The sequence below is a fragment of the Nitrospira sp. SG-bin1 genome (assembly GCA_002083365.1).
Lineage (GTDB): Bacteria > Nitrospirota > Nitrospiria > Nitrospirales > Nitrospiraceae > Nitrospira_D.
The window spans coordinates 39,358-64,158 of the sequence record LVWS01000025.1; the positions used below are offsets into that span (position 1 = coordinate 39,358).

26 protein-coding genes are annotated in these 24,801 nt (G+C 56.6%); 16 read left to right on the forward strand and 10 right to left on the reverse strand.

Features of this window, described 5'->3' with window-relative positions; translation table 11 throughout:
* Nucleotides 1-193 precede the first annotated feature (193 nt).
* The 4 genes from A4E19_18385 to A4E19_18400 are packed head-to-tail and all read right to left on the reverse strand — an operon-like array spanning nt 194 to nt 2,243.
* Complete coding sequence (locus A4E19_18385) at nt 194-784, reverse strand: hypothetical protein (GenBank protein ID OQW34429.1); 591 nt, start codon at nt 782-784, stop codon at nt 194-196.
* Nucleotides 781-1,230, reverse strand: coding sequence for a hypothetical protein (locus A4E19_18390; protein OQW34430.1), 450 nt, complete (start codon nt 1,228-1,230; stop codon nt 781-783). The genes A4E19_18385 and A4E19_18390 overlap by 4 nt, the downstream gene beginning before the upstream one ends.
* Before the next feature lie 22 nt (nt 1,231-1,252).
* Nucleotides 1,253-1,828, reverse strand: a complete 576-nt coding sequence (locus A4E19_18395; protein OQW34480.1) for a hypothetical protein — start codon at nt 1,826-1,828, stop codon at nt 1,253-1,255.
* A gap of 22 nt (nt 1,829-1,850) precedes the next feature.
* Nucleotides 1,851-2,243 carry a hypothetical protein gene (locus tag A4E19_18400; GenBank protein OQW34431.1) on the reverse strand — a complete coding sequence of 131 codons (393 nt, stop codon included), beginning with the start codon at nt 2,241-2,243 and terminating at the stop codon, nt 1,851-1,853.
* A gap of 207 nt (nt 2,244-2,450) precedes the next feature.
* On the opposite strand from A4E19_18400, the gene A4E19_18405 reads away from it, so the two are divergent.
* A complete protein-coding gene (locus tag A4E19_18405) occupies nt 2,451-2,636 on the forward strand; it encodes a hypothetical protein (GenBank protein ID OQW34432.1) in 186 nt (61 codons plus the stop codon).
* 23 nt (nt 2,637-2,659) lie between these two features.
* On the opposite strand, the gene A4E19_18410 is transcribed toward A4E19_18405, so the two are convergent.
* Nucleotides 2,660-3,379 (reverse strand): hypothetical protein, encoded by a 720-nt coding sequence (locus tag A4E19_18410; protein ID OQW34433.1) that lies wholly within the window; start codon nt 3,377-3,379, stop codon nt 2,660-2,662.
* A gap of 305 nt (nt 3,380-3,684) precedes the next feature.
* Between A4E19_18410 and A4E19_18415 the strand changes: the two genes are divergently transcribed.
* On the forward strand, nt 3,685-4,074 hold the full coding sequence (locus tag A4E19_18415) for a hypothetical protein (protein ID OQW34434.1): 390 nt from the start codon (nt 3,685-3,687) through the stop codon (nt 4,072-4,074).
* A gap of 109 nt (nt 4,075-4,183) precedes the next feature.
* Here A4E19_18415 and A4E19_18420 read toward each other — a convergent pair whose 3' ends face one another.
* Together A4E19_18420 and A4E19_18425 are read right to left on the reverse strand one after the other, a co-directional pair.
* Nucleotides 4,184-4,660 (reverse strand): hypothetical protein, encoded by a 477-nt coding sequence (locus A4E19_18420; protein OQW34435.1) that lies wholly within the window; start codon nt 4,658-4,660, stop codon nt 4,184-4,186.
* A 379-nt stretch (nt 4,661-5,039) separates the two neighbouring features.
* Nucleotides 5,040-7,319, reverse strand: coding sequence for a hypothetical protein (locus tag A4E19_18425; protein OQW34436.1), 2,280 nt, complete (start codon nt 7,317-7,319; stop codon nt 5,040-5,042).
* 64 nt (nt 7,320-7,383) lie between these two features.
* Between A4E19_18425 and A4E19_18430 the strand changes: the two genes are divergently transcribed.
* Complete coding sequence (locus A4E19_18430; GenBank protein ID OQW34437.1) at nt 7,384-9,108, forward strand: hypothetical protein; 1,725 nt, start codon at nt 7,384-7,386, stop codon at nt 9,106-9,108.
* Nucleotides 9,109-9,205: 97 nt separating this feature from the next.
* On the opposite strand, the gene groEL is transcribed toward A4E19_18430, so the two are convergent.
* From groEL to A4E19_18445, 3 genes are all read right to left on the reverse strand, one after another.
* Nucleotides 9,206-10,846 (reverse strand): molecular chaperone GroEL, encoded by a 1,641-nt coding sequence (gene groEL / locus A4E19_18435; GenBank protein OQW34438.1) that lies wholly within the window; start codon nt 10,844-10,846, stop codon nt 9,206-9,208.
* A 68-nt stretch (nt 10,847-10,914) separates the two neighbouring features.
* Entirely contained in the window at nt 10,915-11,214 is a 300-nt protein-coding gene (locus A4E19_18440) for a co-chaperone GroES (GenBank protein ID OQW34439.1), read from the reverse strand.
* Nucleotides 11,215-11,470: 256 nt separating this feature from the next.
* On the reverse strand, nt 11,471-12,289 hold the full coding sequence (locus tag A4E19_18445; GenBank protein OQW34481.1) for an RNA polymerase subunit sigma-70: 819 nt from the start codon (nt 12,287-12,289) through the stop codon (nt 11,471-11,473).
* A gap of 402 nt (nt 12,290-12,691) precedes the next feature.
* Between A4E19_18445 and A4E19_18450 the strand changes: the two genes are divergently transcribed.
* The 13 genes from A4E19_18450 to A4E19_18510 all read left to right on the forward strand — a co-directional run bounded on the left by A4E19_18450 (nt 12,692) and on the right by A4E19_18510 (nt 24,795).
* Entirely contained in the window at nt 12,692-13,876 is a 1,185-nt protein-coding gene (locus A4E19_18450) for a hypothetical protein (protein OQW34440.1), read from the forward strand.
* Between the two features lie 75 nt (nt 13,877-13,951).
* Nucleotides 13,952-15,160: a bifunctional 3,4-dihydroxy-2-butanone 4-phosphate synthase/GTP cyclohydrolase II gene (locus A4E19_18455; protein ID OQW34441.1), complete on the forward strand. Its 1,209-nt coding sequence runs from the start codon at nt 13,952-13,954 to the stop codon at nt 15,158-15,160.
* Nucleotides 15,161-15,216: 56 nt separating this feature from the next.
* Entirely contained in the window at nt 15,217-15,744 is a 528-nt protein-coding gene (gene ribH, locus A4E19_18460; protein OQW34442.1) for a 6,7-dimethyl-8-ribityllumazine synthase, read from the forward strand.
* A gap of 3 nt (nt 15,745-15,747) precedes the next feature.
* The gene (locus A4E19_18465) at nt 15,748-16,209 is read left to right on the forward strand and encodes a hypothetical protein (GenBank protein OQW34443.1); all 462 of its coding nucleotides are present in this window, start codon (nt 15,748-15,750) and stop codon (nt 16,207-16,209) included.
* On the forward strand, nt 16,202-17,548 hold the full coding sequence (locus tag A4E19_18470; protein OQW34444.1) for an adenylosuccinate lyase: 1,347 nt from the start codon (nt 16,202-16,204) through the stop codon (nt 17,546-17,548). Before A4E19_18465 ends, A4E19_18470 begins: the two co-directional genes overlap by 8 nt.
* On the forward strand, nt 17,545-18,339 hold the full coding sequence (locus A4E19_18475) for a hypothetical protein (protein OQW34445.1): 795 nt from the start codon (nt 17,545-17,547) through the stop codon (nt 18,337-18,339). Before A4E19_18470 ends, A4E19_18475 begins: the two co-directional genes overlap by 4 nt.
* A gap of 21 nt (nt 18,340-18,360) precedes the next feature.
* On the forward strand, nt 18,361-19,065 hold the full coding sequence (locus A4E19_18480) for a phosphoribosylaminoimidazolesuccinocarboxamide synthase (protein ID OQW34446.1): 705 nt from the start codon (nt 18,361-18,363) through the stop codon (nt 19,063-19,065).
* Nucleotides 19,066-19,215: 150 nt separating this feature from the next.
* Nucleotides 19,216-19,434 carry a hypothetical protein gene (locus A4E19_18485; GenBank protein OQW34447.1) on the forward strand — a complete coding sequence of 73 codons (219 nt, stop codon included), beginning with the start codon at nt 19,216-19,218 and terminating at the stop codon, nt 19,432-19,434.
* Nucleotides 19,431-19,673 (forward strand): phosphoribosylformylglycinamidine synthase, encoded by a 243-nt coding sequence (locus A4E19_18490; protein OQW34448.1) that lies wholly within the window; start codon nt 19,431-19,433, stop codon nt 19,671-19,673. Before A4E19_18485 ends, A4E19_18490 begins: the two co-directional genes overlap by 4 nt.
* 65 nt (nt 19,674-19,738) lie before the next feature.
* On the forward strand, nt 19,739-20,452 hold the full coding sequence (locus tag A4E19_18495) for a phosphoribosylformylglycinamidine synthase I (GenBank protein ID OQW34449.1): 714 nt from the start codon (nt 19,739-19,741) through the stop codon (nt 20,450-20,452).
* A gap of 133 nt (nt 20,453-20,585) precedes the next feature.
* On the forward strand, nt 20,586-20,921 hold the full coding sequence (locus tag A4E19_18500) for a hypothetical protein (GenBank protein ID OQW34450.1): 336 nt from the start codon (nt 20,586-20,588) through the stop codon (nt 20,919-20,921).
* Nucleotides 20,922-21,094: 173 nt separating this feature from the next.
* A complete protein-coding gene (locus tag A4E19_18505; GenBank protein ID OQW34482.1) occupies nt 21,095-23,344 on the forward strand; it encodes a phosphoribosylformylglycinamidine synthase II in 2,250 nt (749 codons plus the stop codon).
* 20 nt (nt 23,345-23,364) lie between these two features.
* Nucleotides 23,365-24,795 (forward strand): amidophosphoribosyltransferase, encoded by a 1,431-nt coding sequence (locus A4E19_18510; GenBank protein ID OQW34451.1) that lies wholly within the window; start codon nt 23,365-23,367, stop codon nt 24,793-24,795.
* Nucleotides 24,796-24,801: the final 6 nt, after the last annotated feature.

Below are 24,801 nucleotides of genomic sequence, written 5' to 3' on the forward strand. Positions count from 1 at the left end.
AGCTCTATCGGTCAGAATCCGACCAAGCTTAAGGGTTCCAACTTGTAAAGGACGGCCGCGCCATCGTGTGCGGAGTGAGAAGAATGGGAACCGTCGCTTGGCTGGGAAATCACAACCAAGTGTCGTCACAGGCACCGGCGAGATCAACCAGGATAGTCTCTGACCATTGTGTCCCCGATTGAATCCGCATCGGCTATTCAACAGAGTGGCCTTCCAGGAAGACCGCTTGCTCCAGAGTGCGGAAGAATTGTTGGTAGGGAACAGGGTCTTCGACGGCACGAAGGTAAAACTGAGCACTGGCCCGCACGACAAGTTGCGCCTCATTGCGCTTGCGGACCGAGACGGTTATGCGTAACAGGTCACTGCGATGAAAAAAAGGCCCCCAGGAGCGATAATTCCTGGTCAGAAAGAGCAGCGTGTCCGGACGGTAGAGAAAATAGGCAGGATCGACGAACATTGGTTGCTCAAGATCGAGGTATTTCTTTGCGGACACGATTCCCAGCACCTCATCGAGGACTTCTATCTTGCAGTTCAAATCCTGTAAGGTCATGACAATTGCTTGGAGCATCTTTTGTCGGTCCTGTGTGTCGAACACCCGCGTCTGTGCAGCCCGGACCTTGAGCTGACTGTCTTCGGACAACCAGATCTGCGTCCGCGCGTCGGATTGATTGTCATGCCTCATTTCGTAAGGCGAGCAGGCGGTGAAAAGCATCGCGCCGGCGAGCACCGTGGGAAGAAGCCATCGTCGACGCGCGTGTGGCCCCAGGCCTTTGATGGCGATCATGACGAAGGCTTTGATTCCTGAGAAAGGAAGAGGGCTCGTTGCAGCGCGGTGAAGAAATTCTGATACACTTTTGGGTCCTCGATCGGCTTGTTGTTGTAGATGGCGTTGGCGCGAATGCTCATTTTATCCGCCGTCTCTTGCCGCACCGTGACACTGATGGTGAGCACGTCGTAATAGTTCGGCTCGGCGAATCGCGCGGCGGTGACAAGGCCGAGTCCTTCATTCGCCCGTTCGATGATGAAGCCCAGGTCCTGCAGGGACGTAATGACGCCGCGGATGGCGGCATTGCGGTCCGTGAGGTCGAAGGTCCGCGTTTGGAGGCTTCGGATCTTCATCTGTGCCTCGGTCGGCGCGAGGAGGTCCGGTGGGGCTTGTGGGACGACGCATCCATGCCATGAGAGACCGGCGATCACCAGAATCCCGGCCCATCTCAGTTTGCGCTGCATCGTAGGCCCTTTCCTGCTAGAGTCAGATTCGATGGGCTTCAAGAAACACCGCCTTGGACAGCTTGGCAAAAAACTGCTGATAGATGTCCGGATCACGGACCATCTCCATATATTGCTCACCGGGGGGGATGTATTGATTGTCCACTTGGCCGTCCCCTTTCCACACGACCCGATAGAACATGATGCGGACTTCTTGGCGGGTGGCTTCGGGATTGAGCGGACGGGCCACAAGGGCTGCGGCGATCTTCTGATGGAGGTCCACCGGTTGCAAGAGCTTTCCTAAGGAAAGAATCAATACTAAGGTTTTTGTCACGTATTGGCCGTACTCCCGCGCGCTACGCTCTTTGGTGGCGCGCAGGAAGCCGACGTCCCGTTGGCTTTCTTCGACCTGAAAGCCAAGGTCCTGCAGTACCGCCGCCGAGGCTGAGAGGAGTTCTTGCTCGTTCGGCGTTTCGAACATCCGGGTTTGCATGGCTCGGTTTTTCGGAATGTCCGGTGTCAGTGCCAAGAGATCGGCCGGCTCTGTATGGGGAATGCAGCCGAGCAGACTCATGAGGATGAGAACCAAGATGCCATACCCGTTGATCACTCTCCAGATACGGATGCCTTTCATGGGTCGGCTAGAACTGAGTGGAATTGTAAGCAAAGTCCCGGACCTTCTTATCTTCATCGTACTTAATGACGATGGTGAGGGTCCGTTGGCGCTGTGAACTGGAGCTGTCACGGGAGGCGGCGCCAAGGATGATAAGACCGGCAAAGGAGGAGCTGGCTGTGTCCACACGATCGGTCGAGATCTTGTCATAGATCCAGACCTCGCGCCGTTTTTCGTCCGTGGTCACGATATTGGGACTCCCCAGCAGTTCGGCCACCTGAGCGGCCGACAGGCCGACCTTGATTTCCCCCTGCACCTTACCGACCGTAAGACGGTCTTCCTTGATTTCAGCCCTGTTGCCGCCGCAGCCTGCGGCGACGAGAAACAGACACAGACACAGCACGTTCCATGGAGATTTCATCGCGGGGAGTCCTTTCTCTTCTCTGTGGGTTACCGGCATCGTCTTGAGATTAGGCTACTGCTCCTGAGAGAGGGTGTCAACGGGCGAGGTCTGAAAAACACGTAATAGAGAGCAATCCATAATGCCCTTTGCCCTAAGGTAGCTTATCGCATGGTTCGTCGGAAAAGCCAAACTCTATGGCGAAAGTCTCGGGAGGATGTGCGGTGAATGTCGTATGGGGTCGTAGGGGAGCATAAGGAGTGCCGCAGTATCGATCTTTCTACATCTGACAAGAGAAGCGGGTATGGCTATGGCCGAGAGCGCACCGGATGGCGATTCGTTGTTCAAGCGAAGGAGATGGGCCCAATCGATTTTGCTTTCGCCCGCAACGACGCCAAGACTGCTGGCTCCTGATCCCTCGCTCCTTGTGAAATCGTTTAGGAATTCAGGATCCTCCTCAGTTCGTCTGCCCAGAGCCAAGGCGAGCCCTCGTCGTCATGCTTGCAGTACACAAAGCTGTCTTGCCCTTGTTGAGACGCGTTCTGAAATCGTTCAGCCCATCGTCGGAGTTCCACCTGGTCGTACACGCTTTTGCGAAGCCGGATATAGCGGAATCGCGCCGTGTCTCGGTGCTCAGCCCTATGCTCATCCGTCTCCACATCGGCCCAGGCGACTGCATATTGGCGCAAGATCCGTTCAATCTCATCCGTGTGCCAACTTTCATGCCGGAATTCCATCGCCCATCGATGGGTCGTGGGCAAGGATCCAAGGAACGACTCCAGCCTTTCATCATCGCGTTTCAAATTGGGAGGCAGTTGAATCAAGATCGGGCCGAGTTTACCTGCTTTGTGAAGCGGTTCCAGCCGTTCCAGCATGGCCGTCAACATGGGAAGCCCTTCCGGTCTGAGGCGGCGGACATGGGTGATTTCTCGGTGGGCCTTGGGTGCATAGAGGAAATGGGAAGGAGTATCGGTCAGCCAAGCCTGCACCATGTTCGCGCTCGGAAGTCGGTACCAAATCCCATCAAGTTCTACGGTTGAATACCTTGTAGCGTAGTAACGAAGGAACTCGGGCGGTTTGATGTCTGAAGGATAGAAACGACCGGGCCCACGCCATGCTTTGTATGAATAGCCTGAGAGGCCGATGTGGCAAGCCATATGGTAGATCCTTAAACGATCAGGTTTTCGCTCACGCGCGCTGATCTCCAGGCAAGGGCGGTTCAACGACTGGAAGAATCCGCCCCTTAGCGGACCTCTCCCGATGGTTCAGAAAGGGAGTGGCAGGTACGATTCACGCTATATCGCACTTGTCTTGGTGTCAATGTTTGTCAGAGGACACTTCTGCATCATCCGCATGCTCTGCCGGTCAGCACGTATCGGCTATGCCCCCAGGGCGAACCCTAGGTGTAGCCGAGGCGGAATGCAATTATGTTGATGGTACATCGAGATGAAAGAGAGAACTCATGCCCAACACCAACGCATCGTTTACGCCACGCAAACGGAGCGATGATCTCAAGGAACAGATGACTAAGCTTGAATCATTACAGCATGACACTGCCATCAGTCCGACATTGGAGGCATTCGACCTTGAGACGGAGGAAATATTGATTCGGCACTATGGCGCAGATCATCGCTATGTGGAAACTTACAAATACGCGACGCCGGGGGAAGCGGAAGCGCTGGTCAATTTGCCTGAGTCGGCACAAGAACCGATCGCCAAGGATCGGTTCAAGATGGGCATCCAGCAGCGCCGGCAAGCTCTATTGGCGATGTTGACCGAGATGCAGGAAAGCGAGGCCCAAGAAGCCGTGGCCCTCACCGGCGAAGATCGCGAAGACCCACCGAGCATCTAAGAACGTACGTGCCGCTGTTTGAGATTCTCAGCTCCACTAGCCGCCAAGATATCCACTGCGCGGATGATCCCCGTTCCACGCAGCGCGAGCAGTGATTCAGAGAGAGCGTTTATTCGTTGAGGTGGCGTATCCGGATGGCGATTGCCTGTAGCGAGGATTTCTCAATGGGAAACGGAGACGTCATTTTATCAATGTATGTACCAGGAGCCTGGATACGGACTTCGACCCGGACACGATCGCCATCGTGAACCTCTGGCTGTTCCTTCCCGATTGCCGAGCCGCAGTTCAGGCGATGTCCCAACACCCCGATACGCATGGTTCCCGTGGCATCGTCAAGATTGAAGACGTGGGCTCCAAAACAGGGATCGCCGGGCTGGTAGGGTTCGTGTGGCTTGAGTACCTCGACACCTCGTACGGTCCCTTCCAATTGGACCGATTGCAGGTGGAAAGCTTTGGGATTATCGAGGATCTTTCCAATAGGCATGACCTCGGGACTGGAGACAATTCCAACGAGGGAGCCGGCCAGGACGCTAGCAACCAACCCTAACCAGCACACCATGATGACCGTCAGTTGGAAGAGTTTCATCTTCTGATCAGCCCCTTTGTTGCAAGTATAGCGGCCAGGTAGCAGGTTGTTAGAAAGGCAAGAGGCCGGTGTTGCTCTGCTATGGAGTGCTCGAAGGAAACGAAAGTCTACGCTTAGGGTTACGGGTGATCGAGTAAGGTCATGGTTATCCGGTTTAGTCGGAAATGATGCCGCCGATGCCCATGGCCGTCTGAATGTAGACTGGTTCATTGGAAGTGTAGACGAAGACTCTGAGTGAGTGAACGTGGAGCGCCTTAAGGAAGGACGGCGCGAGATCAGCCTATTGGGGCATTGGTGAAGACACAGTGCAGGAAGCACTAATCTGATGAGTGCAAGAAAGCCTTCCTCTAACCTGTAGTCAAGGCGGGTCGCTTCGAGTTTACAGATGTCCGAATGTCCGCTCGAAGAACTCTCTGGTGAGTTTCATGTGCTGCGTGATATCCGTCTGAAGATGCCGTGCCCCTGCTTGCCAGTCATCCGTGGTATAGCCCACGCGGCGGGCGAGGAAGATGAATTCGTCGGAATCGACCGGCGGGAGGACACGATCTTTGGCGTTGCCGCGAACCATGCGGAGCCCGTCGATGAGCATCCGGATGAAGAAATAGGCTTTGCGCAGCGTCTCGCCGTCTTGCCTCGTCACAATGTCGCAATCAACAAGGCCGGCCAGCGCCTGCATGGTGTTGGAGGTGCGCAAGACGGGGAGGCGATGGCCATGCATGATTTGGAGGTACTGGACCGCATATTCGATATCGACAATCCCTCCGGCGCTATGTTTGAGATTGATCGTGCCTCGCTCCACAAGTTGTTTCAACTGTTGCCGGCGTAAGTCGAGGGCGACACGAAGATCCCAAGGCTTGCCGCTGTAGACATAACCATCCCGATGGGCTTCGACCCGCTTACCCAAGGATGCGTCACCCGCCACGTGTCGCAATTTGATCAGCGACTGACGCTCGAACGGAGCGGCAAGGCCTTCATCGCGATAGTAATTTTTGATTTCGTCGAACGGATTCGTCAGCGAGCCTTTCCCCCCGTGGGGTCGAAGGCGGACGTCCAGATGAAAGATGCCCTCTTGTTTCGCTTCGATCCACTGCAAAAGTTCCGCACCCAGCCGCTCAAAGTATTCGCTGTTCGCGATCGGTTGCTTGCCACCGGTGTGACCTGCGTCGCCATAGACGAACATCACTTCAATATCTGAAGCGTAGCCGAGCTCCTTGCCGCCGAATTTGCCTAAGCCGAGAATGGTGAAGGGGCAAGGCTTCTTGTTCGCCAAGCGCGGTGGGCCATGGACTTTGTTCAACTTGGCTTGGCAATCTTTCAAGCTCCGATCGAGGATGACTTCCGCCAGTTGGGTCAGGGCGGCGGAGAAATCCGGCAGGGCCGTGTCCGGCTCGACGATATGTTTCATGTCGATGCGGAACAACTCTCGATCCTTAAAGCTGTTGAGCGCCGCCTTTCGAGCCTCGTCGGTCGAGGCCCGACGTGCCAGGCGATCAAGTTCCTTGCGAAGCGTTGCCCTTGGAGCAATCAGGGGTGCGTCCCGGTAGTCTTGCAGAAGCGGCAGGAGGTTGCTGTGTTGGCGACGGAGAAAGTCCTCCCAGAGAAAATCGCTGGCGCCAAGCAGCCGGGCGAGCAGAGGGAAGGTCTTCTTGTCGCTCAGAAAGGCCAGGGCTTCCTGCTGGGCTTTTCCTTTCGTCTGTTGCACCGTTAGATCAAGGAATTGGTCAAAGGCCTCCAGGGCTTTGGTCGGGTCGGGGGCCCAAGTGAGGGCGTGCGTGAATTGCTTAATCAGCACCGCGGTCAGGCGCAATTGCTGCTGGTCGGTCGCGTCGGTGAGTTTCTGGCCGTGTCGGTTGCGGACGTAAAAACGATCGTGAATCTTCCCGTTTTCGACATCGAACTGCGCTTTGGAAATATACACGTTGCGCATCGCCAGGGCATTGGCGAAGGCATATAAGAAGGCCGGAGTATCGTCCGAGCGGATGTCCATGACCGTATCGGTGGGTGATTGGCTGTTGTCGAACGTGATCTGCACCGGATGGAGGAGCCCGCTGAAGGACCCACGGCGCTTGCCGAGCTGCTCGACCAGGCGTCGATTCACCACGAAGCGGGCCTCCTCGAATTGTCCCCTGTCCAGCAGCGTGATCACCGAGCAAAGCGTATCGGCAAGCTGGTGCTGTTGTTCCGCCCCCAATCCGGCGCCTGGTACCGGGAGGACACGGAACACATCCACGATCTTTTTTTTGCTCAAGCCCGGGCTGCTCCTTGCACGGACACGGGGTCCGTACCCGGTCCAACCCGTGCGAGAGGATGATGCAGCGGCTTTTTCGGCAAAGGTATAAATATCGCCTTCCTCGATGTTCAATCCGAAGGCCGACAGTAGCCCGCAAATCATGGCGAATTCAGAGAAGTAGTCGTACGCCACGATCGTGACGACAAACCGCTTGTCCGGCTGTTCGGCAAACGCAATCTCGCACAGGTGTTCCAGCGTCAGCTGAGCCGACATGCGGACGTGTTCGGCGATCGTCGCCGATCCGAACCGCTGAAAATACTCCTGATCCATGCGGATGAAGAAATCTTGAAGAACCTCGGGCGCCACGTCAGGACAGAGCGGACGAACCGTCTCGAGGAGCGGGGTGCGATCAGGAGAGCCTATCGGCATGGACTTCAGTATACCCGAATGCGTTCATTGTGCGTAGAGGAGCCTCTCAGTATAATGCCGCGCCATGAGTCGTTCATCGACATCGCCTGGATCGTCGCGGTCTCAACCTCCAACTCAGACGAGGACTTCTAAGCCGGATCCTCGACCCATTCTGCTCGCTGCCAAGCGGAATGTCGAGGAAGTGCGGGCCATTCTGTCCGCCTATGGCCTGCGTGATCCCGATCAGGCGGACCGCAACCTCGACGCGATGGCCGGCGATCCCATCCAACGACGGCGGCTGGCGGACATCTTGCCGATGTTGATGGAATCGATTTCACGCACGGCCGATCCGGATCAGGCGTTGAACCATTGGGAGCGCATGTTGGGGAGCGTGTCCCGTACCTTCTTTCTCGACTACTTGGGCACGTGGCCGCGCATGCTGGACCTCCTCTGTGTGATCTTCGGCAACAGCGATGCTCTGGCCTTTACGCTGATCCGAGATCCCACGTTGGTGTATTGGTTGGCGGAAGAGGAGGTCCTCTCACGGCCGCCGACGCGGAAAGGGATGGAAAGCGCACTTCGCAAGGGTATCGGGCATCTGAGCTCCAAAGAATTGAAGTTGGATGCCCTGCGTCGTTTTCGGCGGCGGGAAATGCTCCGCATCGGTGTGCGAGATCTTCTGCGGGTCGCCACAGTACCGGAGACCACCGGCTTGTTGTCGGACTTGGCCTGTCTGCTGATTCATGCCGCCTATGAGATTGTGGATGCCGATCTCAAACGGCAATATGGCGTGCCGATGCATCACAACCGACAAGGACGATGGGTTGAGACGAGATTCACGGTCATCGGGATGGGCAAGCTCGGCGGCCACGAACTGAATTACAGTTCCGACGTCGATCTGATCTACATCTATGAGTCGCATGGAGGAGAAACGAGAATACCAAGAGGCGGGCATCTCGCCGTTCCACCCGGTGTCGGTATTTCGAATGAAGAATATTTTGAGATTCTCGCCCGTGAATTGACCAGGGTCTTGATCGAGCCCACAAGAGAAGGCCACATCTTTCGCGTTGATTTACGGTTACGGGCGGAGGGATCCGTCGGTCAGTTGGCGCGATCACTGGAGGAATATCAAAAATACTATGCAGCACGGGGACAGGTCTGGGAGCGACTGGCTCTGCTGAAGGCCTCTCCGATCGCAGGCTCCCAGGAAATCGGACAAGCGTTCCTCAAGCGGGTCAAGCCGTTTGTATTGGGAGCAGGAGCCAAAATGAATCGCGAGGTGGCGTCGGCGATCGTGCAAGACGTGCGCGCGGTGAAAGACATGATCGATGCCAAAATGACGAGCCGTGGCCACGCGCAACGTAACGTGAAGTTGGGCACCGGGGGGATTCGAGAGATCGAGTTTTTCGTGCAGACCGTTCAAGTCCTGGCCGGACGAAAGGTGCCCGCGCTATTGGACCGGGGCACGCTCGGTTCGCTGAATCGGCTGGCTAGGAAAAAACTGCTCTCGACCGAAGACCGCGATGCCCTGATCGCCGCGTATCTGTTCCTGCGCGATGTCGAACATAAGTTGCAGATGGTCCATGACCTTCAAACTCATTCGCTGCCGGCTGAAGAGGAAGAATTGGTGCGGTGTGCGATTCGGATGGGGTATGGCGTGGACGATCGAAAGAAGGCGGCCGAATTGTTCCAAGCGGACCATCAACGCCATACCGAGATCGTTCACCGGACCTTCCGGTCGCTTTTTGTCGAGCCAACGACCTCACCTATTTTTAACGCAACGCTCAGGGCGCTGGGTTCCAAGCTTTAGTCGAGGCAGGGACCGAAACACGAAGGGCCCGGCGGTTTCCCGCCGAGCCCTCATGTTTTTTATCGAGCTATCGGCTATAGGCCGTCAGCTCTTCGGTTTAGTACATCCCCTCCATGCCGTGGCTGTGTCCGCCGCCCGGCATAGCCGGCTCTTTCTTCTCCTCTGGGAGTTCGGTGATCATGACCTCGGTCGTGAGCATCAAGCCCGCTACGCTGGCGGCGTTCTGCAGGGCCGTGCGCGAGACCTTGGTCGGGTCGATGATGCCGGACTTGATCATGTCGACATACTCGTCGGTGGCGGCGTTGTACCCGCCGTTGACGTTCTTCTCTTCCCGAACCTTGCCGACGATGACCGAGGCTTCCGCCCCGGCATTCGCCGCGATCTGTCGGATCGGCTCTTCAAGCGCGCGCCGGACGATGTCGAGTCCGACTTTTTGCTCCGCCGGGACATCTTTAAGCCCATCGAGCGCCTTCAGACAACGCAGATAGGCGACGCCTCCGCCGGGAACGATGCCCTCTTCCACCGCCGCTTTCGTAGCATGCAGTGCGTCCTCGACACGAGCTTTCTTCTCCTTCATCTCGGTCTCGGTTGCCGCGCCGACATTGATGACCGCGACGCCACCTACGATCTTCGCCAGCCTCTCTTGCAGCTTTTCCCGATCGTAGTCGGACGTGGTTTCTTCGATCTGGGCCTTGATCTGCTTCACGCGGCCTTCGATCTTCTTGGAATCGCCGTAGCCTTCCACGATCGTCGTGTTGTCCTTATCGATGGTGACGCGCTTGGCGCGGCCGAGGTCGGTGAGCTTGACGTTCTCGAGCTTGATGCCGATGTCTTCGGAAATGACCTGGCCGCCGGTGAGGATGGCGATATCTTCCAGCATGGCTTTGCGGCGATCGCCGAAGCCAGGGGCCTTCACCGCCGCCACATTCAAGGTCCCGCGCAACTTGTTGACCACGAGGGTGGCCAGCGCTTCCCCTTCGACTTCTTCGGCGAGGATGACGAGCGGTTTGCCCATCTTGGCCACCTGCTCGAGCAAGGGGAGCAGGTCCTTCATGCTGCTGATTTTCTTTTCATTGATGAGGATGAGCGGTTCCTCCACGGAACATTCCATTCGCTCGGCGTTGGTGACGAAGTAGGGGGAAATGTAGCCGCGATCGAATTGCATGCCCTCGACGACGTCCAGCGACGTGGTCATCGACTTGGCTTCTTCCACCGTGATGACGCCGTCCTTCCCCACCTTTTCCATGGCTTCGGCGATCAAATCACCGATGGTCTTGTCGTTGTTGGCCGAAATGGTTCCGACCTGCGAGATTTCGGTCTTGCTTTGACAGGGCTTGCTGAGTTTCTTAAGTTCGGCCGTAACGGCTTCGACGGCCTTGTCGATCCCTCGTTTGATCTCCATGGGGTTGGCACCGGCGGTGATGTTCTTTGCGCCTTCCCGGAAGATGGCTTGGGCCAACACGGTGGCGGTGGTGGTGCCGTCCCCGGCGGTATCGCTGGTCTTGCTGGCCACCTCGCGCACCAGCTGCGCGCCCATGTTTTCGTACGGGTTCTTGAGTTCTACTTCCTTGGCAACGGTGACGCCGTCCTTGGTGATGGTCGGTGCACCGAATTTCTTATCCAGAATCGCGTTCCGGCCCTTTGGACCAAGGGTCGCCTTCACGGCATCTGCGAGCTGGTTCACCCCTTTCAGGATGGAGGCTCGTGCCGTATCGCCGTACAAAAGTTGCTTTGCCATGTCTTTCCTCCGTTATGGTCTTATTGTCTTATTTTTGAACTTGCTGACTGGAATACCCGCGTGTCTTCTTACGCCGTAAAGATGCCGAGGATATCTTCTTCCTTGAGAATCAAGCACTCTTCGTCATCGATCCGCAGCTTGCTGCCGGAATATTTGTCGAACAGGACATGATCGCCGACCTTGACGTTCTCCACTTTCTTGCCGACCGCTTGGACCACTCCCCGTTGAGGCTTTTCCTTTGCCGAGTCCGGCACATAGATTCCGCCGGCGGTCCGTTCCAATTCCTCGGTGTAGGTGACAAACACTCGCTCACCCAAGGGTTGAAACCCCTTGGCCACGTTCTTCTTTTCCTTCTCGGCTGTACCCATAGCAGAACCTCCTCCTGATGAAAGTGAACTCGTTAGGTGTTGACGGTTGTAAAGTTGGGCGCTGAACTCGTGTGATCCAGGCAGCCTGCGACTCAGGGTGGAGATAGGCCTTCGTTCGCCTAAGTCAAGAGGGGGGACAAGGGATTTTTTAGAACCCCGACCACGCCCGCCGCGGCAGAGCTTCATATATCCTAACCTATTGGGAAATCAATATTCCAGGAGTATTTTTCCAAGCGGGGGCGGATTGACCGGGATGTCAGGCCCTCAAACGGTCAAAATCTTTGATGTCTTTTTTGAGGTAGTCACGGAGGCGTTTGATGATGCGGGCTTCCAATTGCCGAGTCCGTTCCTTTGTAATGCCATATTTACTGCCCAGATCATCGAGAGTCAGGGGATGGTCGGACAGAATGCGATTCCTCAGAATATCCTCGTCTCGTTCTTCCAGCGTCTTGATGAACTCGGCGAGCTTCTCCCGAAAGAGAGTCATGAGCTGATGGTCGGCAAGTTGTTCGTCGGCCGGCTCCTGGTGCGACGGCAGGATATCGAGCAGTGTGCCGTCCTGGTTTTCACCGATCGGCTGGTCGAGCGAGAGCTCCCAGTTGCCGAGACGCTGATCCATGTCGATCACGTCACGCTCACGCACATTCAGACGATCCGCCAGCAGCTTCGTGTCCGGCGAAAAACCGTCCCGTTCAAGCTTGGCCTTTTCCTTCTTGAGGTTATAGAACAGTTTGCGCTGGTCCTGAGTCGTCCCGACTTTGACGAGTCGAAAGGTATGGAGAAGATACCGGAGGATATAGGCGCGAGCCCACCAGGCGGCATAGGCATAAAAACGCACGTTTTTGGAGGGGTCGAATTTCTTGATGGCTTGCATCAAGCCGACATTTCCTTCTTGAATCAGATCCATGTGGTCGGCGCCGGTATGCAGGTACTCGGCTGCGATCGAGACCGACACACGCAGATTGGCCATGATGAGCTTCACCGCCGCTTCCCGGCTGCCGTTGGCACGATACTCCTGGAAGAGCAGAAGCTCTTCTTCTTTCGTCAGGTAGGGATGGCGACGAACTTCGGCCAGGTACTGTTGCAGCGCCGTGACCGGCACCACGGCCGTCGTGTCGGCTCGCGGCTGTCCGTCGGAGGCGGGAATATCCAACACCATCGGCGCCGCGGCCTCGACAGCCTCGCCATCCGTTGGTTCGAGGATTTCCGGCTCCAGGGTGCCGCCGGACTCTTCCTGTGAACGGTCACGACCATTCATGATAAGAGCGTGACTATAACAGAATGACTGAACAGCACAAAAGTTGTCTCAAGTTGTCTCACGCAAGGCCCGTCGCCTTTGGTGAAAGTCTATCTCTGTATCCGTGCAAAGGAATCCCTCTGAGTCTGCGTTCGATGAGCGCTTCCCTTGCACCCAGAAAAGTGGCTACCCTATAGTGGCAGTTCAATCCGGAGGCCGGACGTGTCTGGGATCTGGCACATGTTGAAAAGCGGACATTGGCCGTCATTGGCGGGGGCGTGGCTGCACCTGACGGTCAGTTTCATGGTCTGGCTGCTGATTGGGGCGATGAGCATTCCGCTCATGGCGGCTCTGCAGCTGAGCGATGCTGAGATCGCTTGGCTCGTATCCTTGCCGTTACTCGGCGGGGCGGTGTTACGGATGGTGGCCGGATGGAGTGCCGATTGGTTCGGTGCGCGGTCCACGGCAGTGGCGATTCTCTTGGCGGAGCTTCTGGTGTTGTTCTGGGGCTGGCTCGGCGTAACCGGGTATGGAGAAGCGCTGGCCTTTTCGATCTGCCTCGGCGTGGCAGGGGCGAGTTTTGCGGTCGCCCTCCCGATTGCGAGCCGGGCCTATCCCTCGTCGGCGCAGGGATTCGTGCTCGGCATCGCCGCATCGGGGAATGTCGGCACCGTGCTCATTCTCTTCTTGGCGCCGCGTTGGACTGCCGTGATGGAGTGGCATCAAGTCTGCGGCATCATGGCCGGGGTTGTTGCGGCGACCCTGGTGGTATTCGTGCTGGCGGTCCCTCGAACAACCTTGGTTCCTGAATCTCATGTGAGGGCGTGGTGGCACGATGCAGCGCGGTTGATTCACCGGCGTTCAGCCTATTGGCTCTGTTTCCTCTACGCGATTACGTTCGGCGGTTTCGTGGGCTTGTGCAGCGTGCTCCCGCTGCTGCTGCACGATGTCTATCGTGTCGATGCGATTCAGGCAGGGACGGTAGTGGCTCTGTGTGGACTCATAGGGAGCATGATCCGTCCGGTCGGCGGTTATGTGGCGGATCGGCAAGGGGGGCTGCGGGCGCTCTATTATGTTCTGCCTGTCATCGCGGGAGCGGTGGTGGCGGTGGTCGGCCCTTCGGGCACGATGGCCGTGGCGATGATGGTGGTGGCAACGGCGGCGATGGGGTTCGGGAACGGCGTCGTGTTCCAGTTGGTGGCGGAATGGTTTCCCAAGGACATCGGATTGGCTTCCGGTGTGGTCGGGGCTTCGGGTGCCATCGGCGGATTTCTGTTGCCGATACTCCTCGGCATGATCAAGGGGTTCTCAGGCGGCTACGAGCTTGGACTCTGGGTGTTCGCCGGGTCCACGGTGTGTGCATGGGGTACGGTAATGGTCGCATTGCGGACCGACAGGGCTTCGCCGGTCGAGCTTTCCCCTTGAGCATTCCCCGCTATTCGATCATCCTTCAAAAAAACATGTTCAAGATTCAGTCTGAAATGCTAGATTGGTGGCCTTATGCCCACGCCATTCAACCACATTGAAGACGCCATCCGGGACATTAAGAAGGGGAAGTTCATTATTCTGGTCGACGACGAGGATCGGGAAAACGAAGGGGACCTTGTCATTGCCGCGGAGAAGGTCACTCCGCAGGCCATCAACTTCATGGCCAAACATGCGCGCGGACTGATTTGCTTAGCCCTGACGCCGGAGCGGGTGGAAGAACTGCAGTTGCCCCAGCAGGCTTCCGAGAATACCGCGACGTTCGGCACCGCTTTTACCGTCTCGATCGACGCACGAAAGGACATTACGACGGGGATCTCGGCCGCGGATCGGGCGACGACGATCCATGTGGCGATTGATCCAAAATGTAAACCCAGTGATCTCGCCCGACCCGGTCACGTCTTCCCTCTCAAAGCGCAGACCGGCGGAGTGCTCAAACGCGCGGGACAAACAGAGGGATCGGTCGATCTCGCCCGGTTGGCGGGGCTACGTCCTGCGGGTGTCATCTGCGAAATCATGAACCCGGACGGGACCATGGCTCGCGTGCCGGAGCTGACGAAATTTGCCAAGACCCATAAGTTGAAGATGGTGACCGTGAAGGCCTTGATCGAATACCGCATGAAGCGGGAGACCTTCGTCAAACGGATGGCGAGCGCGCGATTACCCACGACCTTCGGTGAATTTGAGGCGGTGGCCTTCGAGAATCAGATCGACGGCGTGACGCATATTGCCTTGGTCAAGGGACGCGTAGACGGTGGGACCCCGACGCTTGTCCGGGTGCACTCCGGATGTCTGACGGCCGACGCGCTGGGATCGTTGCGTTGCGATTGCCGGGATCAACTGCACTCCGCGATGGAGATCATCCAGAAGGAAGGCCGAGGCGTTCTTCTGTACCTGAATCAAGAAGGCCGAGGAATCGGGTTATTGAACAAGATCAAAGCCTATGGTCTGCAGGATCAGGGGAGTGATACGGTTGAAGCCAATCTGCAACTCGGATTCAAGGCCGATCTCCGTGATTATGGGGTGGGAGCTCAAATTCTCGCGAATCTTGGCCTGCATCAGATCAAGCTGATTACGAACAATCCGCGGAAGATCGTCGGGATCGAAGGATACGGTCTCCGAGTCGTTGAACGGGTTCCCATCGAGGTCCCGCCCCGCGCTGCGAATGTCCGGTATCTTCAAACAAAGAAGGCGAAGCTCGGCCACCTTCTCAAGAAAGTCTGACGCGCGCGTCGGCTCGCGTGCTCGCTGTAAAGCGTAGGACAAAACGGTAATGAACGATGAGGTATAAAAAAACGGGGCGGTCCGCGGCGGGACTTCGGTTCGGCATCGTCGCGGCGAAGTTCAATCAAGAGGTCACGAGTAAATTGCTGAGTGCCTGCACGGATACGCTGACGGCCCATGGTGTCCGGAAAGAGGATCTTCATGTCGTGCGAGTCCCGGGAGCGTTTGAAATCCCGCTTATCGCGCGCGCCATGGCCAAGTCGTATCGGGTTGATGCGGTGATTTGCTTGGGAGCGGTGATTCGTGGCGGCACCCCGCATTTCGAGTATATCAGCGCCGAAGTCAGCCGGGGCATCGGTCAAGCGGCCTTAGACACCGATGTTCCGATCATTTTCGGCGTATTGACCACTGACACGGTTGCGCAGGCAGTGGAACGTGCGGACAGGAAGACATTCAACCGTGGCGGGGAGGCGGCGAAGTCTGCGATCGAAATGGTGAGGGTGATGAGACACGTGAAGACCCTGGGACTGGATGCGGGGCCATCGGCCGGATCCCGGTCGGTCGTGCGGCGGTCAGCGAACTAGTGTATGGGAGTTCGTCATCAGGCACGTGAGCGGGCCTTGCAAATCTTGTTTCAGCAGGACATCCATGGGAAGGCCGACGTGCGTCTCGATGAGTTTTGGCGTGAATACTCGGCGTCCGATGAGGCCAAAGCGTTCGCGGAACGGTTGGTGCGGGGGGTGCTTGAGCACAAGAAGGAGCTGGATGCCACCATCGGCAGGTACGCGACGAATTGGACGGTGAGCCGCATGCCGATCGTTGACCGCAACATTTTGCGGGCCGGATTGTATGAGTTGTTGTGGGAGGACGACGTGCCGGCGAAGGTCACGATGGACGAAGCCATCGAACTCGCGAAGCGTTTCGGCGACGACGATGCCTCAAAGTTCGTGAACGCGGTGCTGGACAAGGCCTTGGCGACCGAGTCCCGGCTGGCTGCGAAGCGGGCGGATCCGGAACGGGGGACCTGGAGGAAAGCGGATCGTGATTGAACGGTACACACGTCCCCGGATGAAGGCCGTCTGGGAACTGAAGCACAAGTATGAAATCTGGCTCGAGGTGGAACTGCAGGCCTGTGCGGCCTTCGAGCGGGCTAAACAGGCGCCGCGTGGGACCGCGGATAAAATTCGGAAGAAGGCTAGGATCAACGTCGACCGAATCGCCGAAATCGAAAAGATCACCAAGCATGATGTGATCGCCTTTCTCGAATCGCTCATGGACACGGTAGGACCGGAACATCGGTTTCTCCACATGGGCCTCACCTCGTCGGATATCGTGGATACCTCCCTTGCCGTTCAGATGACCGAAGCTCTCGATCTGATCCTGGAAGGAGTCGAAGGTTTTTTGGCGACCTTAAAACGGCAGTCATTCCGTTACAAGGACCATGTGATGGTGGGCCGGTCGCACGGTATCCATGGAGAGCCCATCTCGTTTGGACTGAAAATGGCCCTGTGGTATGAAGAAGTTCGTCGCCATCACGAACGGTTACGGCAGGTGAGAAGCGAGATTGCGGTCGGCAAACTCTCCGGGGCCATGGGGACGTTCGCGCATCAGGGACCCGACATCGAGGAATATGTATGTGCCAAGCTGGGCTTGAAGGCGGATCCCGTCTCGAATCAAGTCGTCCAACGGGACCGGCATGCGTCATATGCGACCGCCCTTGCGTTGCTTGCGGCCAGCATCGAAAAAATTGCCACGGAGATCCGTCACCTTCAGCGCACCGAGGTGCTCGAAGCGGAGGAGTATTTTTCCGAAGGTCAAAAGGGATCCTCGGCGATGCCTCATAAACGGAACCCGATCGTGTCGGAGAATCTCTGCGGCTTGGCGCGGCTCGTGCGGGCCAACAGCGTGGCGGCGATGGAAAATGTCGCCCTGTGGCATGAACGCGACATCAGCCATTCGTCGGTCGAGCGGGTGATCATGCCGGACAGCACGATTTTAATCGACTATATGCTCGCCAAGGTGACGGATCTCATTGAGCGTTTGGTCGTCTATCCTGATCGGATGAGGCGAAACCTCGAATTGACCGGGGGGCTCGTGTATTCCCAGCGGCTGCTGTTGGCCTTGATCGAGAAAGGGGCGCAGCGAAAAGAGTCCTACGAAGCGGTACAACGCAATGCCATGGCTTCCTGGAGAGGAGGAGGCGCGCTGCAAGAATTAGCCGGCAAAGATCCTTTTATCTCTCAACATCTGAAAAAAAGCGAGATTGCAGCCTGCTTCGACCCCAAATACTATTTACGACACCTCGATCGGATTTATCGCCGGGTGTTCAGACAGGACAGACAACGTTCAGCCGGTGTCCGAGGGAAGGGGAAGGGAGTGAGAGCATGAGACGATCATTCCTCACGGGGCTGATGGGCATCGGCTTGATGATCGGTCTTGGGTTATCGAACGTACAGGCGGCGGCGGATCGGGAAACGCTTCTCACTGAACCGGGAGTTTACGGCACGTTTGCCGTCTTTGCGCTCCATGAAGAGTGGGCGAAGCAAGAGCCGGCCGCACGGATCGTCCGCCTGACTTCACTCAAAGGTGTGGTGGAACAGCATCGAGAACATGTCGCCATCGATCTGTATGTGCTGCGAGGCCTCTACGATCAAGCCGATCTCATGTTCCGGATTCATGCGACGGATTTGCGCGAGGTCCAGGAGTTTCTCCTGGATTTAAGGAGCAGCCAGTTCGGGAGATATCTCAAAACGGTCCGGATCATGCACGGACTGACCAAGAAACCGAATTATGTTCCGGGATTCCCGGATCACATGAAGACGGAGTTAAAGACCCACAGCGAACCCGGTCAGAAGCCCTACGCCATCGTAATCCCGGTCCGGAAATCGGCCGAGTGGTGGGGACTGGATCAAGAGAAACGCGCCGCGATGATGCAGGAACATACCGCCGCCACGCTGCCTTACTTGAAGACCGTCAAACGCAAGCTTTATCACTCCACCGGACTGGACGATCAGGACTTCATCACGTATTTTGAAACCTCCAAGCTGGAGGACTTTCACAGCCTGGTGCTGTCGCTCGAAACGGTGCAGGAATTCCACTATACGCGGCGATTCGGAAATCCAACGATCCTTGGGACGATGAAATCGTTGGACGAGGTTGTAGAACTCTTGGTGCAATGAGCTGAACCACCGAGGTCCATCATGGCGACGGGCGAACTTCTGTACGAAGGCAAAGCGAAGAAGATCTATTCCACGGACAATCCCGACCAGGTCGTGCAGTATTTCAAGGACGATGCGACGGCATTCAATGCACAAAAACGCGGCACCATCGTCGGGAAAGGCGTCATCAATAACAAGGTTTCCGAGCGGCTGTTTCGGCTGTTGGAGCAAAACGGAATACGGACCCACTTCGTCGACCGACTGACCGACAGGGAAATGCTTGCGAAGAGAGTCAGAATCGTGCCAGTCGAGGTCGTGGTGCGAAACGTCGTCGCGGGGAGTTTGGCCAAGAGGCTCGGACTCAAAGAGGGAAACCGGATCGACCCGGCGGTCGTGGAATTTTATTATAAGAACGACTCGCTGGGAGATCCGCTGGTCAATGACGATCATTTACGGCTGATGAACGTGGCGACACCGGGCGTGTTGCGTGAACTGCGTGAACTCGGCCACGCCGTGAACAAGACCCTCAAGCCGTTCTTCACTGAGCGAAAGATGCAGCTTGTCGATCTCAAGTTGGAATTCGGCGTGTTTCATAACAAACTGATTCTGGCCGATGAAATTTCCCCGGACACTTGCCGGTTTTGGGATGTGACGACCGGTGAATCGATGGATAAGGATCGATTCAGGAAAGACATGGGGAAGATCGAAGAGGCGTATCAGGAGGTATTAAGACGGGTGTGTGGGTAGAAGAGACCTTGCGCGCTCAATCCTATTGACTCGATCGGTCCGACGCAATGATTCGCGCCGAGGAAGACCATCGGTGACGGACCGCCGATCCTGCGGGTGAATTGAACTGTCATTTCAACTTGTCGCCAAAGCACATAAAAGAGAACGTACATGCTGAAGGCGTATTTGAATTACGGCTTGATTGCGTCGGTGGTCATCTGGGCGGCCATCGTGGGCATCATGGCCTACCGATTGAACGAATCGCCCTGGCGGTGGGCGTTCGTCGCCTTGGTGTTGTGTGGTGGACTGACGGTCGCGGCGATCCTCTGGATCAAGAAATATGTGGATCGGTTGAACGAAGCTGAAGAAAATCGGGAGAGGAAGTCGTGAAAGCCAAAATTCACGTGACGCTGAAGCCGGGCATTTTGGATCCACAGGGCAAAGCGATCGAGCACGCGCTGGATACGTTGGGGTTTAAGAATGCGGCGAATGTGCGCGTCGGGAAATACATGGAGCTTGAACTACAGGAGCAGGATAAGATCAAGGCCGAGGCTGAGGTCAAAGCCATGTGTGAAAAACTCCTGGCGAATACGATTGTTGAGGAATATCGGTACGAATTGCAAGGTTGAGGCTGAGTCGAGGTTCCAGACCCATTGCTCGGCCGTAACGTCAAACTGGGCTTTTTTTACAATCCATGAACATCGGCGTCCTGGTTTTTCCCGGCAGTAATTGCGATCACGATTGTCAGTACATTTTTCGTGACGTGCTTGGACAGGACGTGACGCTGGTGTGGCATAAGGAGACGTCAGTCGCCGGTTTGGATGCGGTGATCCTGCCGGGCGGATTTTCATACGGCGATTATCTTCGAACCGGAGCGATCGCCCGGTTTTCTCCGGTCATGCAAGCCGTCAAGCAGTTCGCAGCCGAGGGAGGGCTGGTACTCGGAATCTGCAATGGATTCCAGATTCTCCTGGAAGCGGGTCTATTGCCCGGAGCCATGCTGCGGAATCAGTCGGTACACTTTATCTGCCGAGAAACCTACATCAAAGTGGAGAACGCGGCGACCCCGTTTACGAATTCTTGCAGGTCCGGCCAAGTGCTCAAAATTCCCATCGCACACGCGGACGGGAATTACTACACCGATCCGGTCACGTTGGCCGGCCTTCAGGCAAACGCCCAAGTGATCTTTCGTTATTGCACGGCTGAGGGGAAGGTGACGCCGGAGGCCTGTCCGAACGGTTCGCTCGACAATATTGCAGGTATCCGAAATGCCGAAGGTAATGTGTTGGGGATGATGCCGCATCCTGAACGATGCGCCGACGCGATACTGGGCAATGAAGACGGACGGGTCATCTTTCAATCCATGATCGAGTACTTGGAGCGAAGGGATCCGGCGAGAGTGCGGTGAGCGCTCCAACGGTGATGTGGCCGATATCGCTCTCCAGAGGATTGAAGATGGAAAGTCGTCGCGGTAAAGTATTGCGTCGGTTATGTGTATCAGCGTTACTTTTTTTTCATAATAATAAATGAGGAGGGTCGCGATGGGACGTGTAGGTGCAGTGTTGGCGATCGTAGGTCTGTTGGCCTTGGGTGCTGGTGTCAATGGTTGGGCCGCGACGGATGATGGCAGCAAGATCGCCATAAAGAGTCCGGCAGCGGGCGCCAAAGTCGGGAGCGACGTCGAAGTGGTCTACGAGCTCACGAAGGGGAGCCAGGCGACGCATGCCCATTGTTTCGTGGATGGAGAATATCAAAAGGGGTGGAAGGGGACTGTCAAGGGGATGTCGCCCGGGACCCATGAGATTAAGGTCGTGGCGGCGAACAAGGATCATGAAACATTAGCCGCTGAATCATCCGTTAAAGTAGAAGTACGGTAGAAAAAGCTCGGGATCTTAGTCCTCGGACCGACGGGCTGGCGAGGCGCGAATCCAGTGCCTCGCCGGTCACGTTGCGCAATGCTGGCAACTGTGGCATGCATATCCTGGAGCTGAGCAATCAGTAGGTCAAAATGCCCCGTGGAAATCTTTCTCGCTGTGACCACTAGGGCATGATGCAGGCCGGCATGCCACCAATCACCAACGACCTCATCGCTCTGCACAATCTCACGGGCGATGAATACCAAAAGATCATCGCCATCCTGGGGCGCGAGCCCAATCTGACAGAACTCGGCATGTTTTCCGTGATGTGGTCGGAGCACTGCTCCTACAAGAGTTCTCGGGTGCATTTGAAAAAGCTGCCGACGGCCGGCCCTCGTGTCGTGCAAGGGCCTGGAGAAAACGCGGGGGCGATCGATATCGGCGATGGACTGTGCGTGGTCTTCAAGATGGAATCGCACAACCATCCCTCGTTCATTGAACCGTATCAGGGCGCCGCCACGGGAGTCGGCGGGATTTTACGCGACATCTTTACGATGGGAGCGAGGCCCCTGGCGCTGCTCGATTCGCTTCGATTCGGAGAATTGCAATCGGCGAAGAACCGCCATCTCTTGAAAGGAGTCGTATCCGGCATCGCGGGTTACGGCAATTGCATGGGGGTGCCGACCGTGGGTGGGGAGATCGTCTTCAACGATATCTACTCGCTCAATCCCTTGGTCAATGTATTCTGCCTCGGTCTGGCTCACAAGGATAAGATCTTCCGTGGTACCGCGGCAGGAGTCGGTAATCCGGTGATCTACTTCGGTTCAAAAACAGGCCGTGATGGAATCCATGGCGCGACGATGGCCTCCGATTCATTCGACGATCAATCGGAACAGAAGCGGCCGACTGTCCAAGTCGGAGATCCGTTCACGGAAAAATTGTTGCTGGAGGCCTGTCTCGAACTCATGGATCGGGATCTGCTCGTCGGGATTCAGGACATGGGTGCTGCGGGGCTGACGAGTTCATCCTGTGAAATGGCTTCGCGCGCCGGCAACGGGATCGAGTTGGACCTGACGGTGGTGCCACGGCGAGAGCCGGGCATGACGCCCTATGAGGTCCTGCTGTCTGAATCGCAAGAGCGAATGTTGATGGTGGCGAAAGCCGGCAAGGAAGCCGAATGCATCGAGATTTGCCGGAAGTGGGATTTAGATGTTGCCGTGGTGGGCAAAGTCACCGCTGACGGAATCTTACGCATCAGAGACCAGGGGAAGGTCGTGGCGGAAATCCCCGCCAAGGCGTTGGCGGACGAGGGCCCACGATATGAACGGCCCTACCAGCCGCCGCCTTATCAAGATATGCTGACGAACTTGAATTACGACGCCATTCCCGACGTGAAAGATGCCGATGCGGCATTGCGGACCTTGTTGGAGTCGCCGACGATCGCCAGTAAGCGGTGGGTGTTTGAACAATACGATCACATGGTGCGGACGAACACCGTGGTGCGCCCCGGATCCGATGCGGCGGTCGTCAGGATCAAGGGGACGACAAAAGCCGTGGCGATGACGGTGGATTGCAACAGCCGATATTGTCTGCTGCACCCCTATGAGGGGGCTCGTCTGGCCGTCGCTGAGGCGGCTCGGAATCTCGTCTGTTCCGGTGCGGTACCGATCGGGTTGACGGATTGTCTCAACTTCGGCAATCCCGAACGCCCCGACATCATGTGGCAGTTCGTCATGGCGATCGAAGGGATGAAAGATGCTTGCGAGCATTTCCACATTCCCATCGTGAGCGGGAACGTCAGCTTTTACAACGAAACGAACGGGCTATCGATCTATCCGACTCCCATGTTGGGCATGGTTGGATTGATTGAAAATTTCCAACGAACGATGACCCAGTGGTTCAAACAGGAAGGTGACGATATCATCTTGCTGGGGTCCTCTCGTGAGGATCTGGGGGGATCGGAATATCTCAAGGTCGTTCATGCACGCGAACAGGGATCGCCGCCTTATTTGAGCCTGAATACCGAAAAGGCTCTTCATGAGTGCGTCCTCGAGATGATCGGTGACGGGCTCTTGCAGTCCGCGCATGACTGCTCCGAAGGGGGTCTCGCCGTCGCGTTGGCGGAAAGTTGTATCTCCGGTCCCGAAAGGAACTTGGGGGCTGTGGTAAGATTGGTCAAGGGTCGGTTTCGGAAAGATGCCATTCTCTTCGGGGAAAGTCAGTCGAGGATCGTGATCTCTGCCAAGCCGGTTCATCGAGGGGACATTCTCGATCGCGCAAGGCGGTTCGGTGTTCCCGTCGAAGTGATTGGGATCGTTACCGGGGAACGGTTGACGGTGTCCATGGGAGATGAAGGATCGATGCAACCGGTGATCGATCAGTCGGTGGCGATGCTGCACGATCGGTGGAGTTTCGCTTTGGAACGTTCGCTGAATCCAGTTTAGTGTCGTAACGGCCAAGGATCATGAACAAAGAATTACCGATCGTCTCGCCCGATAAGTTCCATGACGAGTGCGCCGTCTTCGGCGTCTATGGCCACGAAGAAGCCGCCAATCTGACGTATTTGGGATTGTATGCGTTGCAGCACCGTGGACAAGAGGCATCAGGGATTGTCGCGGGAGACGGAGAACAATTCTTCATCCAAAAAGGCATGGGCCTCGTGGCGGACATTTTTCACAAGTCTGTGCTGGAGAAACTGCCCGGTCATATGGCCATCGGACACAACCGCTACTCCACCACCGGCGGCAACGATCTGAAAAATGTGCAGCCACTGACCGTGAATTTCGCCCTCGGGAATTTGGCCTTGGCTCACAACGGCAATCTCATCAATGCTCAAATGCTTCGGCATGAGCTCGAAGCCTACGGGGCGATTTTCCAGTCCACCTCCGACAGCGAGGTCATCATCCACCTCATCGCGCACTCGCGAGCGGGGTCCTTTCTCGCGCGGGTCGTCGATGCGCTGAACCAGGTGCGGGGCGCGTTCTCGGTCGTATTGATGACCGACAACGGCCTGATCGCCGCTCGTGATCCATACGGCCTTCGACCGCTGTGTATCGGGCGTTTGCGAAGCAGCTGGATCGTGGCGTCCGAGACTTGTGCGTTCGACTTGCTCGATGCCGAGTACGTTCGAGAAGTGGAGCCGGGCGAGCTGATCGTGATCAGCGATCAGGGGCTCGACAGTCATCATCCGTTTCCCAAGAAGAGCCCGGCGATGTGCGTGTTCGAATATGTGTATTTTGCGAGACCGGACAGCCGCATCTTCGGAGCCGACGCCGTGTATGCCACGCGGAAGGCGTTGGGACGGCAGCTGGCTCAAGAGTCATGGGTGCAGGCGGATGTCGTTATTCCCGTTCCCGATTCCGGCGTGCCGGCGGCGCTCGGCTTTTCCGAAGGGGCGGGAATTCGGTTTGAAACCGGCTTGATCCGCAATCACTATGTCGGGCGGACGTTCATTGAACCGGAACAGTCGATTCGTCACTTCGGCGTCAAGGTCAAGTTGAATGCCGTCCCCGAAGTCTTGGATGGCAAACGCGTCGTGGTCATCGATGATTCGCTGGTTCGCGGCACGACGAGCCGGAAGATCGTGAAGATGATCCGGCAAGCCGGGGCAAAGGAAGTCCACATGCGGATCAGCTCACCGCCGATCCTCTCGCCTTGTTTCTATGGAATCGACACGCCGACGAAAAAAGAGCTGATCGCCTCCGATCATTCGACGGAAGAAATCCGCAAGTACATCACGGCCGACAGTTTGGCGTATCTCAGCCTTGACGGCATGTTGAAATCCGCCCCAAGGACACCTGATCAATACTGTACGGCCTGTTTTACCGAACGCTATCCCATCCCGTTCACCCGGGCGGAAGAACTTCAACTCGGTCTGTTCGAATCGACGCACTGAGTTCGT